This is a genomic window from Pseudoduganella sp. HUAS MS19, assembly GCF_053615455.1.
This window is the reverse complement of sequence record NZ_CM132133.1, coordinates 5,983,780-5,997,764: the sequence shown is the minus strand read 5'-3', so window position 1 is coordinate 5,997,764 and position 13,985 is coordinate 5,983,780. Positions and strand designations below refer to the sequence as shown.

Below are 13,985 nucleotides of genomic sequence, written 5' to 3'. Positions count from 1 at the left end.
AATTAAAAAGGCACGGAATGACTACGCATACCCCCCTGAAGCTCGCGCTCGCGAGTGCACTGATCCTCGGTGCGGTGAACACACTGGCAGCAGAAAATTCAAGCAAGCGGCACATCCCGGTACAGGCGAGCGGTGCCTTCTGGCGCGATGCCGGCGAGGCCGACGTACAGCGCGTGCATGGCAAGAGCGCCAATGCTGCTGCGCTGCCGCGCCGCTATCATGCCGCGACGCTGGACCGCGCCGGCCTGGCGCAGCTGCTTGCGCGGGCACCGCATGAGCGCGCGCAATCGGCAAAACAAAGCGACGTGGTCATCTCGCTGCCGCATCCACAGGGCGGCTACCAGCGCTTCCGTGTCGTGGATTCGCCGGTGATGGAGCCGGAACTCGCAGCAAAGCATCCGGAGATCAGGACCTACGCCGGACGGGGTATCGACGATCCTTCCGCGACCCTGCGCATGGACATTTCCCCGCTTGGCTTGCGCGCATCGGTACGTTCGCCGAATGGGGCTTGGTACGTGGACCCGGCGCATCATCTGGATGACAGCGTCTACACCAGCTATAACGCGCGCGACCTTTCGAACCGCCACGGCCCTTTCAAGGAAGGTGAAATCAAGGCACCGCAGGTGATCCTCACGCGCAGTTTTGTCCACGCCGGCGATGAGGTGGAAGTACGCGGCGCCGGCTTCGCACCTGGCGCCTCGGTTACCCTCACGGTACGCAACGAAGGTTCGGATTTCGGCCCCGTTCACAGCATGGTGGCGTCGGCCGATAAAGACGGGGTAATAAGCGCAACCTTTGCTGCGGATCCGACGCGCGGTGTGGGCGCCTATGCGGTAACCGCCTCCGATGGTTCGAGCGCGACCAGCAGCTCCTACCATGTGGTGCCGGAAGGGATCAACGCCGCTGCGGCGACCGGCTCGCAACTCCGCACCTATCGCCTGGCCTTGCTCACCGATCCTTCCTACGCCAATTACTTCGGCGGTAGCGCGAATGTGACGGCGGCTAAGGTCAGCCTGATCAACCGCGTGACGCAAGTCTATGAAGATGAGACGTCGATCCGCTTAGTCCTGATCAACAACACTGACGCGCTGAACCTCGACACCGACGCGCAGATGACTGGCGCCAACGGGCCGTGCGGGGCCATGGCCTGCTTCACGCCGGCCCAGGCTTCCGGTTGCAGCGGTTCCACGCTGACCCGCAACCGTACTGTCGTTGGCCTGCTCGCGGGAGCGGGCAATTTCGATGTCGGCCATATCGCCCTTGGCCTGAATGGCGGCGGTATCGCCAGCCTGGGTGTGGTCGGCGGCAGCTACAAGGCGCAGGGATGCACAGGCATTCCGACTCCGGTCGGCGACTTCTACGCGGTGGATTATGTGGCGCATGAAATGGGACACCAGTTCGCTGGAAACCACACCTTCAACGGCACCACCGGAAGCTGCGCGGGCGGCAACCGCAGCGCAACGACTTCCGTGGAGCCGGGCAGCGGTTCATCCATCATGGCCTATGCCGGCATCTGCGGCACGGATAACCTGCAGACGCACAGCGACGCGTACTGGTCGCAGCGCAGCTTCGACGAAATCACCGCCTATACCGCGGGCACTGAATCCAATCTGACTTCGGTGCAGATGGGCGTACTGCGCGGCTTCACGACCAATGGCCAGCAGTTCACTCTGTCGTACAACGGCAGCACCTCGGCGCCGATCGTCCGCGGCACCAATTACACGACTACAGGAATCAAGTCGGCAATCCAGTCTATTCCCGGTTGGCCATCGACTGCCAGTGTCACCGTGAGCGCTGTCAGCGACGCTGGCTTCACAGTCACCTTTGGCGGCTCGCTGGCCGGCGTGACGGCCGGGGTACTGCAAATGGGGAGTTGCAGTGGCGGTTGCAGCGGCCACGTGAACGAGATTGTGGCTGGCGGACCGACCAGGAAGCGCGGCGTAGTCACGCAGACGGGAAACAGCACGCCAGTGGTCAGCGTGGTGCCAACTTACACTATCCCCGTGCGCACGCCGTTCGCACTGACCGGCAGCGCAAGCAACGCGGAGGGCGAGCAGATGACGTATATGTGGGAGCAGAACGACCGCGCCGGCACCGGCGGCACTGCCCTGATGAGCAATAGCAAGGCGAATGGGCCGCTGTTCCGGCAGTTTGGCGTGCAGGCGGTGGTCAGCGATAGCGATGCTTTACTTTATGGTTCGCCTGGCGAGAACATCGTGAGCACGGACCCTACCCGGGTTTTCCCAGATATGGCGCAGATCCTGGCCAATAACACTAACGCCGAGACCGGGGCCTGCCCGGCTGCGGCATCGCCACCGACCGCTGCCAATATCGCCTGCTATTCGGAGTTCCTGCCGACGGCCAACTACACCGGCTATAGCAAGGTCAATGCGCGGCCGGCGACCCTGAACTTCCGCCTGACGGCACGCGATGGCCATGGCGGCGTCGGCAGCGCAGCGACGGCACTGGTGCTGGCGACGGGAGCGGGACCGTTCCTGGTGACGGCGCCGAATACCGCGGTCGCGGTGGCGCGCGGTTCGCAAATGAACGTGACGTGGAACGTCGCGAATACTGCTGCGTCACCGGTGAATACGGCCAATGTGAAGATCAGCCTGTCGACGGACGGTGGCCTGACTTTCCCTTACGTGCTGGCGGCCAGTACGCCAAATAACGGCAGCAAGGCGGTGACGTTGCCTGCTCTTGCGACAACGGCTGCGCGAGTCAAGGTTGAAGCGATCGGTAATGTGTTCTTTGATGTTTCAAACGCCAACTTCACTATCAATTAAAGATCGTCACGTGCGGGCTCCGGCTGGTGACGGGCCGGGGCCCGCATCTCACCTCACTCTTTCATCATTCAGATGCAGCCACATGTGGACCTTGGCCTTGTAGCCATCGCTGGTCCGCATCGCCATTGGTTCAACCCCGAAGCTGCGAAAGCCTGCAGCCTGGTAGACGCCAATTGCTGGCTGGTTATTCTCGGTAGCCGTCAACGTGATGACTTCGACTCCCGGCCTGCATCGGGCGCAGGCGAGTGCGGCGCCAAGCAATTTCCTGCCAATTCCTTTTCCGCGCCATCCGGCCAGCGTGTACATGCCGATCAAATGCGCCTTATGCCTGGTCTTGCACCTGACTGAGAATTCCAGGCCCACGGTGCCGACCAGCTTCCCGCCAGCGATGGCGCCGAACACGATACTGTTTTGCTGTGGATCGTCGACGCGCTGCTCCCACCACGAGAACGGCAGGGCCGCGCGTTCTTCGGGCGTCGAGGTGAATGCGTCCGGTTCGTGTTCGAAGGCGTGCAACATCAGGTCGCGATATTGCGCGGCATGCGCAATCGACAGCGGGAGGATGCGAACGTCTTGCAAATCAGGTGTCGGGGAGTTCAAGGATGGCGTTCCCATTCGCTGCTGCCGGAATAATAGCCAACCGAAATGCCGCCATCGCGAAAAGCCGCGACGTCGGCGAAAGCCTGGTCAGCTACGCCATCGAAAGCCATCTCCGGCGTGCGGTTCGGCAAATGCGTGAGCTGGCTGAGGATGCTGGAGAGGTTCTTCTTTTCGAGCACAGGCTTTCCTGAAAGTGATAAGGGGCCCTAGGGCCCCTGGTTCTTAGTCGAAGCGGTCCAGGTTCATGACCTTGTTCCAGGCGGCCACGAAGTCCTTGACGAATTTATCACGACTATCGTTGGCGGCATAGACTTCAGCCACGGCGCGCAGTTCGGAGTTCGAACCGAAGACCAGATCCACCGGCGTTGCCTTCCATTTCAGGTCTCCACTGGCCCGGTCACGTCCCTCGTACAGGCCTTCTGTTCCTGGCGCCTTGCTCCACTTGGTGTCCATGGTCAGCAGGTTGACGAAGAAGTCGTTGCTCAGGGTACCTGGTTTGCTGGTCAGCACGCCGTTGGCCGAATGGGCATGGTTGGCATCCAGGGCGCGCAGGCCGCCAACCAGCACCGTCATTTCAGGCACGGTCAGGTTGAGCAGGCTGGCTTTTTCAACCAGTGCTTCGGCAGGCGACGACTTGCTGTCGCTGTCGTAGTAGTTGCGGAAGCCATCGGCTTTCGACTCCAGCACTGCGAAGGACTTCACATCGGTCTGCGCCTGGGACACATCCGCGCGGCCCGGTTTGAAAGGCATTTGCACTGCATGGCCGCCAGCCTTCGCCGCCTTCTCGATAGCCGCGTTGCCCCCAAGGACGATCAGGTCGGCCAGCGAGACTTTCTTGCCACCTTTCTGGGCCTTATTGAAATCGCCCTGGATGGATTCGAGCTTGGCCAGTACCTTGGCCAGTTGCTCCGGTTCGTTCACCGCCCAATCCTTCTGTGGCGCGAGGCGGATGCGGGCGCCGTTGATGCCACCGCGCTTATCGCTGGCACGGTAGCTGGCAGCTGCGGCCCACGCCGTCTTGACCAGTTCCTGCGTGCTAAGTCCGGAGGCCAGGATTTTGTGCTTCAGTTGGGCCGCATCCTGGCTATTGATGGCGGCGTGACCAGGGGCGGGGATCGGGTCCTGCCACAGGAAGGTCTGTTTCGGTACGTCGGCCCCGATGTAGCGGGCGCTTGGACCCATGTCGCGGTGGGTCAGCTTGAACCACGCGCGGGCGAAGGCATCGGCAAACAACTTCGGATCTTGCTGGAAGCGTTTGGCGATCTTCCTGAACTCGGGGTCCTCTTTCAAGGACAGGTCGGTGGTGAACATGATCGGGGCATGGCGCTTACCGGCAATGTGCGCGTCAGGCACCAGGTTCGCCGCATCCGGCGTGCTGGGCACCCATTGCGTGGCGCCGGCAGGGCTCTTGCTCTGTACCCAGTCGAAGGCGAACAGGTTGTCCAGGTATTGCGTGGTGAAAGCGATCGGGTTGGAAGTCCAGGATCCTTCCAGGCCGCTGGTCACCGAGTCTTCGGCATTTCCCTTGCCGCACTTGTTCTGCCAGCCCAGCCCTTGCTGCTCCAGCGCGGCGCTGGCGGGATCGGCACCTACGCATTCTTCGGGCTTATGGGCACCGTGCGCCTTGCCGAAGGTGTGGCCGCCGGCGATCAAGGCGACGATCTCCTCATCGTCCATGGCCATGCGGCCGAAGGCCTGGCGGATATCGGCTGCGGCGGCGATGGGATCAGGCTTGCCTTCCGGGCCTTCAGGATTCACATAGATCAGGCCCATTTGCGTGGCGGCAAGCGCGCCTTTCAATTCGCGCTTGCCGCTGAAACGGTCGGCGCCAAGCCACTTGTTCTCGGCGCCCCAGAACACCTTGTCGGCTTCCCAGGCATCGGTGCGTCCGCCGGCGAAGCCGATGGTCTTGAAGCCCATGTTTTCCATCGCCACATTGCCGGCCAGGACCATCAGGTCGGCCCAGGAAATCTTGCGGCCGTATTTTTGTTTGACCGGCCACAGCAAGCGGCGGGCCTTGTCGAGGCTGACGTTGTCGGGCCAGCTGTTCAGAGGTTCGAATCGCTGCTGCCCGCTGGCTGCACCGCCGCGACCGTCGCCGACGCGGTATGTGCCGGCGCTGTGCCATGCCATGCGGATGAAGAAGGGACCGTAGTTGCCGAAGTCTGCAGGCCACCAGGGCTGGGAGCTGGTGAGGAGGGCGTTGATGTCTTTCTTGACTGCCTTCAGGTCGAGGCTTTGGAATTCTTTGGCGTAGTTGAAGCTGGCGCCGTAGGGGTTGGATTCTGAGGAATGCTGGCGTAGGGGTTGCAGGTCCAGTTTCTCGGGCCACCAGTTCTGCCCGCCGGCTACCTTGTCGGCGGCATAGGCGAGCTGCGGTTCAAAAAGCGGAAGAAGGCCTGCCAGCACGGCCAGCAGGGCGAGATTGCGATTGCTCATCACGGTTTCTCCTTGTCATTGTTGTCGGGGAAACCTTAGGCTAAAGCAAGGGTTGCGATTGATCTAATTGATTGTTGTTATGAAATCGATAGTGTAAATGCTATTGCTCTTTCGCTTTGGATGGCACCGCCGAACTGCTCTCCGCAAAGCGGGGAAGCTTGTCATGGATTTCGAACCAGGGAACTTGCGAAGACGTCCAGACATGATCCTGGATTTCGACGCGCCCGGGTTGATCAAGGCTGCCAGCACATACCTGTACGCGGTCAGCCAGGACTTCCTCACGCATGCCGAGGGTACTGCCGCAAATCGGGCAGAAACCACGCTCTGCGAAAGGAGAGGAGCGATACCAGGCCGGCTCCGCGCGCAGCCATGCGAAGGATGCCTTCGCGAAATGGACGAACGCAAGTGCTGGAGCGCCTGAATGCTTGCGGCACATCTCGCAATGGCAGATGACCGCGCGCAGCGGTTGCGACGTCGCGCGGTAGCGGATGGCGCCGCACAGGCAGCCGCCTTCAAAGTGTTCAGTCCTGGACATACATGTATTTGCGCGACCATGGCAGTGAAGAAGGATGCCGTCCCGCTTTGCCGCACACGATCTGGTAAAGACTGATCCAGTCCTGGTCGAAGGCATAGGCGCAGCCGGCGAGGTAGACGTGCCAGATGCGGAAACGTTTGTCGCCCGCCAGCTCGCGCACCTTCTCTTCATGGTCCTCGAAATTCTCGGCCCAGATGGCACAGGTGCGGGCGTAGTGGCGGCGCAGGTTTTCCACATCGTAGGCTTCGAGCTGTCCCTCCTGCATGGCACGCAGCACTTGGCCGATGTGGGCCAGTTCGCCGTGCGGGAAGACATACTTTTCAATGAACTCGCCGCCGCCATACGGCGTTTCGCCGTTATCCGGATCGGTCGAGGTGATCCCGTGATTCATTACCAGGCCGTCGTCGGCCAGCAGCTTGTTGATAATTCCGAAGTATTCCACAAGGTGCTTGACACCCACATGCTCAAACATGCCCACGCTGGTGATGCGGTCGAAGCTGCCTCGCACATCGCGGTAATCCTGCAGGCGAATCTCAATGAGGCCGGAAAGGCCGGCAGCGCGCACGCGCTCCTGCGCCAGCGCGTACTGGTTCTCGCTCAGCGTGATGCCGACGCAGCGCGTGCCGTACTTCTGCGCGGCACGGATCACCAGCGCCCCCCAGCCGCAGCCGATATCGAGCAGCGTCTGTCCCCGCTGCAGCTTGAGCTTGGCCAGGATATGGTCGATCTTCTTGATCTGCGCAGTCGCCAGGTCTTCGTCGCCGTTTTCGAAATAGGCGCAGGAATACACCATGTTCGGGTCGAGGAACTGCTGGTAGAACTCGTTGGATACGTCGTAGTGGTAGCGGATTGCTTCCGCATCTTCCTTGCGGTTGTGGCGGAAGGTGCGCGTGATGCGGGCCAGGCTGCCGGTTTCCTTGAGCGAGCTGCGCGCCAGGGCATTGACCACCTTGATCATGTCGACCGCGCGCCCGGTCACCTCGATGGCGCCTTCAACATAAGCCGTGCCCAGGCTGGAGAGCGAGGGCTTGAGCAGGTAGCGCGCCGCGGACGGGCTGGGAACGCGGATCGTCACGCGCGGCGCTTCCTGCGAGAAGTCGAAGCTGCGGCCATTCCACAGCTCTATCCTCAGGGGCAGGGCGACTTGCGGGGCAATGCTGCTGATCCAGCTATTGATGCGGTTCTGAACAAACATGCGCCTGCCCCTTCCCTGTGAGAGGACGGTCAGGGCTGGATGCGCTCCTTGTGCCAGCTACCGTCCTGCAAGTCATAGATTATCCTGTCGTGGAAGCGCGAAGCGCGCCCTTGCCAGAACTCTACGCGGTCCGGCACCAGGCGGTATCCGCCCCAGTGCTCGGGCCGTTGCGGCTGCTCGCCGCTGGCCGCCTCGACGGCGGCGTAACGCTCTTCCATTGCTGCGCGGCTGGCAACCGGCCGGCTTTGCTGCGAAGCAATCGCCGCCAGCTGGCTCTTCACCGGGCGGCTGTAGAAATACTTGTCGCTCTCTTCGGCGGAAGTCTTCTCGACCCGGCCTTCGATCCTGACCTGGCGCTCGAGCTCGGGCCAGAAGAACAGGATTGCCGCGTGCGGGTTTTCCGCGAGTTGCTGGCCTTTCTGGCTCTCGTAATTGGTGTACCAGGTGAAGCCGCGCTCGTCGTACTGCTTGATCAGCACGATGCGCGAACTGGGCCGGCCATTGCTGCCGACCGTGGCCACGCTCATCGCGTTGGGCTCGTTCACCTGCGCCTTCATGGCTTCATTGAACCACTTGGCAAACTGCGCAATCGGGTCGGCCAGGGTGTCGGCTTCCGACAGGCTGGCGCGGCCATAATCCATGCGCAGGTCGGCCAGGGCGATTCCGCCGGCAATGGCCGCCGGCAGGATGCCGCGGCGCTGCTGCATGGCCTCGCCCAGGATGGTCATCTGGGCGGGACTCAATATCCGTTTAGCCATGGGCGCGATGTGCGCCTCTTCGGTTTCCATATGCGATGTGTAGGCTTGCACGAAGCGTTCTACGTCGGCAGCATTCAAGGCTGCGCTGGAACCGTTGGCAATCTTATCAAGTTGCGAATCGAGTATAGCCCAGTCGAGATCCATCTGCTTATGCTGCGCCAGAATTTGCGGTCCCAGCCTGGCCAGCAAGGCGGCGTCCTCGCCTTGGGCGGCTGCGGTGAGCAGGGGAAACAGGTCGTTTTCCTCGTCGGCATGGTGCAGGTGCGCTGCCTTGTTGAAGTACTTCTGCACGGCCTGCGCCGCTTGCTGGGCGGCAGCATCGGCGCCGTGCTGCGGCAGGTGGCCCAGCAGGTTTTGCAAGGTTTGTAATTGCTTGCGGATTTTGTCGTGGCAGTGTTTCAGGACGGCGACCGGCTGGTCATAGCCTGGCGCGGTATCGATCAGGGAATTGCTCATGTGCGGGTCTGGTGTACTTGGCAAGAGAAAACATTGTAGCCCGGCTCCGGTAAAATGACGGGATGAATTCCCCGCAAATAGTTGATCCAGTTCTGGAAGATATCGATTTTGACCGCCGTTTTGGCGGCATTGCCCGCTTGTATGGCGAAAAAGCCCTCGCACGTTTCCGTGGGGCACATGTCTGCGTGATCGGCGTGGGTGGTGTCGGCTCATGGATTGTGGAAGCGCTGGCGCGCTCGGCCATCGGCAAGCTGACCCTTATCGACCTCGACAACGTTGCCGAGTCGAATATCAACCGCCAGATCCAGGCGCTGTCCGGCACCATTGGCATGGCTAAGATTTCCGCGCTGGCCGAGCGCATTGCCCAGATCAATCCGTTCTGCGAAGTGGTACAGGTGGAGGATTTCATCACGCCGGATAACCTGGATGAGATGGTGGGCGCGCACCGGTTCGACTATGTGGTGGATGCGATCGATTCGGCCAAGTCGAAGACGGCGCTGATTCATTACTGCCGCAGCAAGCAGATTCCGTTGATTGTGATCGGCAGCGCAGGCGGGCAGACTGATCCGACCCGCATCGAGGTGCGTGATTTGTCGAAGACTGAGCAGGAACCTTTGCTGAAGAAGGTGCGGCGGCGTTTGCGCAGCCAGTTCAACTATCCGCCCAATTCGAAAAACAAGCTGGGGGTGGATGCGGTGTTTTCGATGGAGCCGCTCAAGTTTCCGGAAACGGGCGAGGCTTGTACAGTCGATGGCGACGAGAAGGCTGCGGCCAAGCCAGGCCTGACCGGCATCAACTGCGCGGGCTTTGGCTCGGCGATGGTGGTGACGGCCACTTTTGGCATGGTGGCGGCGGGGCATCTGTTGCGGAAGTTGGCTGAGCAGGCTGAAACCGGTAACCCAGAGTCAGACACAAGTGTCTGACACTTGCCTGCGGCCGCCGCGTGCCAGTGTCAGGCACTTGTGCCGGACACTGGTTTACCGGTTTTGCGCAAGCGGCACGTAACGCCCATCCGGCATCGACGCTACCAACGCGAGCCCCGCAACATTCCACACTGCCGGCGCCGCGCTGAATCCGGCGGGCGCCTCTTGCGCCTCGCGCGCCAGCGTAATATGCGGCTTGAACTCTCCATGCGTCGCAGCGCTGAACCCAGCCGCCTCCAGCCGCGACATCAGTTCCCCTTGCGCCGCCAGCAAGCCCCCCGGCACCTCGCTCATCCCCGCCCAAGCAATATGCGGCCGCCTGAAGTAGCCGTAACAATCAACCGTCAACTGCAATGGCGGCATATGCGTTGCATGCAGGATGCCAAGCAAAACGGGCAAAGCCTCGGCTGGTTGCTGCCCAAGAAACGCCATGGTCAGATGTAGTTTTTCCGGCGGAATCAAGCGCCCGCGTACTGGCTGTTGCAGGCGCACCAAGTCCTGGCGGACGCCGTCGTCCGGCCAGAGCGCAAAAAACAGTTTGTGCACAGCTTGTTTTGCTATCATGGCAGCCGCTTTAAAACCACTTAACGAATATACATGAAACGCACTTCGATCCTGTTCGCATTCCTGTGCGCCGCCGGCCTGGCGCAGGCACAGCAGCCGACCCAAGAGCCTGCACCGGCTCAGCCAGCCGCGCCAGTAGCGCAGCAAGCTGAAGCTGCGGCGCCGGCCCAGCAAGGCCCGGTCGTCCCCGGTTCGGCACAGCCAGGCCCAGCGGCCGAGCAACTGATCATCACCGACCACAAGATCGGCAAGGGCGCCGAAGCGAATGTCGGCAACACCGTCTTCATGCACTACACCGGCTGGCTGTACCGCCCACTGGCCAAGAACCAGCGCGGGCGCCAGTTCGACAGCTCGATCCCGCGCGGCGAACCGCTGGACTTCAAGCTGGGTACCGGCAAGGTGATCAAGGGCTGGGACCAGGGCATCGTCGGCATGAAAGTGGGGGGCAAGCGCACCCTGATCATTCCATCGGAACTGGCCTACGGCTCGCGCTCCATGCCGGGCATTCCTGCCAACTCGGCCCTGATCTTCGACGTGGAACTGATGGACGTCAAGTAATTCAGCGGTAGTCCTCGGCTGCCAGGCCGTACTTCTGCATCTTGTGGTACATGGTCTGTTTCGGCAGGCTCAGCGCGGTACAGGCGGCGGCGACGTTGCCGCCGGCAGCGCGCAGCGCCTGCTCGATCAGCATGCGCTCGAAGGCGCCGACCTGGTCCGCCAGCGAAGCCGGCGTCGCGCTCTCCGTCGAGGCCGACAGGCCCAGCACGAAACGGTCGGCCGCATTGCGCAGCTCGCGCACATTGCCCGGCCAGTCCTGCGCCATCAACCGCTGCATCTGCGCCGGAGGCACCACCGGGCAAGGGCGCTTGTAGCGTGCCGCGGCATCCAGCATGAAGTGTTCGAACAACAGCGGAATATCTTCGCGGCGCTCGCGCAGCGGCGGGATATGCAGCACGATCAGGTTCAGCCGGTAATACAGGTCGCTGCGGAATTTGCCCTGGTCGGAAAATTCCTTCAAGTCTTCCTTGGAAGCGGCAATCACGCGGATGTCCAGCGGCACCGGGGCATTCGAGCCCAGGCGCTGGATCGAGCGCTCCTGCAACACCCGCAGCAGCTTGACCTGCATTGCCAGCGGCAGGCTTTCAATCTCATCCAGAAACAAGGTGCCATGGTCGGCGTGTTCGACCTTGCCGATCTGGCGCTTGGCTGCGCCGGTGAAGGCGCCCTGTTCGTGGCCAAACAGCTCGCTCTCGAAAATCGTCTCCGGAATGGCGCCGCAATTGAGGGGCACGTAGTGGTGCTTGCCGCGCTCGCTGAACTGGTGCAGGCAGCGCGCCACCAGTTCCTTGCCGGTGCCGGTTTCGCCGTAGATCAGCACGTCGGCCGGCTGCCCGGCCACGTCCAGGATCACCTGGCGCAAAGCCTGCATGGCGGGCGTGTTGCCCAGCAGGCAGGCCTCGATGCCTTCGCTGTGCTCAAGCTTCTGGCGCAGGGCGCGTACCTCCAGTTGCAGGCGGCGCTTGTCGACGGCGCGCCTTACCACGTCGGCCAGTTGTTCCGAAGAGTAGGGCTTCTCGAGGAAGTCGTAGGCGCCGTCGTGCATGGCCTGTACCGCCATGGCGATATCGCCGTGGCCGGTGACCAGGATCACCGGCAGTTCGGGGTCGATGCCGCGCGCCGCTTCCAGCAGTTCCAGCCCGCTCATGCCGGGCAGGCGCACATCGCTTACCAGCACCACCGGGCTGTTCGCCTGCAGCAGCGGGGCGACCGGTTCGGCGCATTCGAAACTGCTCACGGTGAAATCGGCCAGCTCCAGCGCTTGCTCGCTGCCGGCGCGCACGGTCGGGTCGTCCTCGACCAGCAGCACTTGTATATTGTCCATCATGTCTCCTGCGCCGCTTTTAATTCGATCACGAAGCAGGCACCGGCACTGGCCTGCTCCGCCCTTAAGCTTCCGCCGAAATCGCGGATAATCTGTTCTGAAATGGCGAGCCCCAGGCCCAGGCCTTCGCCTTGCGGCTTAGTGGTGTAGAAGGGCTCGAACAGGCGCGTGCGCGCTTCGTCGCTCAGTCCTGGGCCGCTGTCGGCGACGCGGATCAGGACCCGGCCGGGCTTGCTGCTTACCTCCAGCACCAGCTCGCGTACCGGGCAGCCGGCCATCGAGTCAAGCGCGTTGGTCATCAGGTTGAGCAGGACCTGTTCCAGCCGGTTGCTGTCGCACAGCGCATAGATATCGGCCTGGTCGATGCGCAACTGGAAGGTAACCTTATCGAGCTGGATGCGGCGCTCGACCAGCACCAGGGCGTTGGAGATCGAGGTGTGGATCGAGACCGGCCCCAGTTCGGCGTTGGACTTGCGGGCAAAGCCCTTGAGCTTGCCGGTAATGGTGCCCATGCGCGCCACCACCTGCGAAATGGTCTTCAGGTTGTTGCGCACATCGTCCATGCGGCCGCGCTCGAACAGCAGCACCGCGTTGTCCGACATGGTGCGCAGCGCCGTCAGCGGCTGGTTCAACTCGTGCGTGATGCTGGCCGACATCTGCCCCAGCACCGCCAGCTTACCGGCCTGGAACAATTCATTCTGCGTGATCTGCAGCTGCTGTTCGGCCTGGCGCCGCACTTCGACTTCCTTGCTCAGGTCCTGCGTCATGCGCGCCAGGCTGGCGGTACGCTCGGCTACCATGCGTTCCAGCTCCTCCTTGGCACGCAGGCGCTGGCGCCAGTAGAGGAACAGCAGCACCAGGAAGCCATACGCCAGCAGCGCGAACAGGAACGCCACGCTGGCATTGCCGCGTGCCGCGTTCAGGTCCGACAGATAGATGAAAGTCCAGTCGCGCGGCGACAGGGAGCGTGTCTGCGCCAGCATCAGCGGCGTTGTTTCCGCGCCGGGCGCGTTGCTGTCGCGGATCACCAGCAAGCGGTTGCCGTTGGCCAGCGCTTCGTCGTGTTTCAGCGTCAGCGCCGGCAGCTCTTGCGCGAAGTACTGGCGGGTTTGCTCCAGCTCCGCGCGCACCGCGGCCGACAAGGGTTTCAATGCCTTGAATTTCCAGTCGGGGTCCGAACTGAGGAAGATCACGCCGTTGGGATCGACCAGGGCCACCTTGTCGCTGCCCTGCGTCCAGCTGCGCTGCTGGTTCTCGATGCTGACCTTGATGGCCGCCACGCCCAGCATGCGGCCATCCTTGTATATGCCGTGGGCGTAGAAGTAGCCCGGCTCCAGGCTGGTGGTGCCGACACCATAAAAGCCGCCGGGGCGTCCGCGCAGCGCATTGCGGATATAGGGCCGGAAGTTGACATCGTCGCCGATGAAGCTGTCCTTCTGGCGCCAATTGCTGGCGGCCTGGGTGCGGCCCTGCAGGTTGACGATATAGATATTGCTGGAGTCGGCCTTCTGGTTCAGGCCTTCCAGGTATTCGTTGACGCTGTTGCGCGCATCCTCGTCGCCGGGATTTTCCAGCAGCCGCACCACGTCCTTGTCCAGCTCCAGCATGCGTGGCACCAGGTCGTACTTGTCGAGCAGGTTCTCCAGGCTGGTGGCGTACACCTCCAGCCTTTGCGCGCCCGCTTCACGCAGTCGCTCGGTGGTAATGCTGTCGGCCCACCAGTAGGACAGATAGGGCAGGGCCAGGCCAGCCAGCAGCACCAGCCCCCACAACGTACGGACGTGTTGCGTCGGGCGCGGATGCGCCTGGGGCATGGCGATGTTGTCGGGCTGGACTGGCATTACAGC

12 protein-coding genes are annotated in these 13,985 nt (G+C 62.3%); 3 read left to right on the top strand and 9 right to left on the bottom strand.

Annotated features, from left to right (window positions below; genetic code table 11):
- Positions 1-17 precede the first annotated feature (17 nt).
- Positions 18-2,786 (top strand): M12 family metallo-peptidase, encoded by a 2,769-nt coding sequence (locus tag ACWBU6_RS27440; protein WP_452646489.1) that lies wholly within the window; start codon positions 18-20, stop codon positions 2,784-2,786.
- 48 nt (positions 2,787-2,834) lie between these two features.
- Here the strand turns inward: ACWBU6_RS27440 and ACWBU6_RS27435 are convergent, their stop codons facing one another.
- The 6 genes from ACWBU6_RS27435 to pdxH all read right to left on the bottom strand — a co-directional run bounded on the left by ACWBU6_RS27435 (position 2,835) and on the right by pdxH (position 8,769).
- Positions 2,835-3,365, bottom strand: a complete 531-nt coding sequence (locus ACWBU6_RS27435) for an N-acetyltransferase family protein (RefSeq protein WP_452646488.1) — start codon at positions 3,363-3,365, stop codon at positions 2,835-2,837.
- Between the two features lie 17 nt (positions 3,366-3,382).
- On the bottom strand, positions 3,383-3,565 hold the full coding sequence (locus tag ACWBU6_RS27430; protein ID WP_452646487.1) for a hypothetical protein: 183 nt from the start codon (positions 3,563-3,565) through the stop codon (positions 3,383-3,385).
- 43 nt (positions 3,566-3,608) lie between these two features.
- Positions 3,609-5,825 (bottom strand): catalase/peroxidase HPI, encoded by a 2,217-nt coding sequence (gene katG, locus ACWBU6_RS27425; RefSeq protein WP_452646486.1) that lies wholly within the window; start codon positions 5,823-5,825, stop codon positions 3,609-3,611.
- Between the two features lie 100 nt (positions 5,826-5,925).
- Entirely contained in the window at positions 5,926-6,360 is a 435-nt protein-coding gene (locus ACWBU6_RS27420) for a GFA family protein (RefSeq protein ID WP_452646485.1), read from the bottom strand.
- Positions 6,347-7,555 (bottom strand): class I SAM-dependent methyltransferase, encoded by a 1,209-nt coding sequence (locus ACWBU6_RS27415; protein WP_452646484.1) that lies wholly within the window; start codon positions 7,553-7,555, stop codon positions 6,347-6,349. The genes ACWBU6_RS27420 and ACWBU6_RS27415 overlap by 14 nt, the downstream gene beginning before the upstream one ends.
- A 29-nt stretch (positions 7,556-7,584) precedes the next feature.
- On the bottom strand, positions 7,585-8,769 hold the full coding sequence (pdxH, locus tag ACWBU6_RS27410) for a pyridoxamine 5'-phosphate oxidase (RefSeq protein ID WP_452646483.1): 1,185 nt from the start codon (positions 8,767-8,769) through the stop codon (positions 7,585-7,587).
- Between the two features lie 62 nt (positions 8,770-8,831).
- On the opposite strand from pdxH, the gene tcdA reads away from it, so the two are divergent.
- Complete coding sequence (gene tcdA, locus ACWBU6_RS27405) at positions 8,832-9,692, top strand: tRNA cyclic N6-threonylcarbamoyladenosine(37) synthase TcdA (RefSeq protein ID WP_452646482.1); 861 nt, start codon at positions 8,832-8,834, stop codon at positions 9,690-9,692.
- Positions 9,693-9,746: 54 nt separating this feature from the next.
- Here tcdA and thpR read toward each other — a convergent pair whose 3' ends face one another.
- Positions 9,747-10,256 carry an RNA 2',3'-cyclic phosphodiesterase gene (gene thpR / locus ACWBU6_RS27400; protein WP_452646481.1) on the bottom strand — a complete coding sequence of 170 codons (510 nt, stop codon included), beginning with the start codon at positions 10,254-10,256 and terminating at the stop codon, positions 9,747-9,749.
- 33 nt (positions 10,257-10,289) lie between these two features.
- Between thpR and ACWBU6_RS27395 the strand changes: the two genes are divergently transcribed.
- Positions 10,290-10,814 carry an FKBP-type peptidyl-prolyl cis-trans isomerase gene (locus ACWBU6_RS27395; protein ID WP_452646480.1) on the top strand — a complete coding sequence of 175 codons (525 nt, stop codon included), beginning with the start codon at positions 10,290-10,292 and terminating at the stop codon, positions 10,812-10,814.
- Between the two features lies 1 nt (position 10,815).
- On the opposite strand, the gene ACWBU6_RS27390 is transcribed toward ACWBU6_RS27395, so the two are convergent.
- Positions 10,816-12,138: a sigma-54-dependent transcriptional regulator gene (locus ACWBU6_RS27390; protein ID WP_452649625.1), complete on the bottom strand. Its 1,323-nt coding sequence runs from the start codon at positions 12,136-12,138 to the stop codon at positions 10,816-10,818.
- Complete coding sequence (locus tag ACWBU6_RS27385) at positions 12,138-13,979, bottom strand: sensor histidine kinase (RefSeq protein ID WP_452646479.1); 1,842 nt, start codon at positions 13,977-13,979, stop codon at positions 12,138-12,140. Before ACWBU6_RS27385 ends, ACWBU6_RS27390 begins: the two co-directional genes overlap by 1 nt.
- Positions 13,980-13,985: the final 6 nt, after the last annotated feature.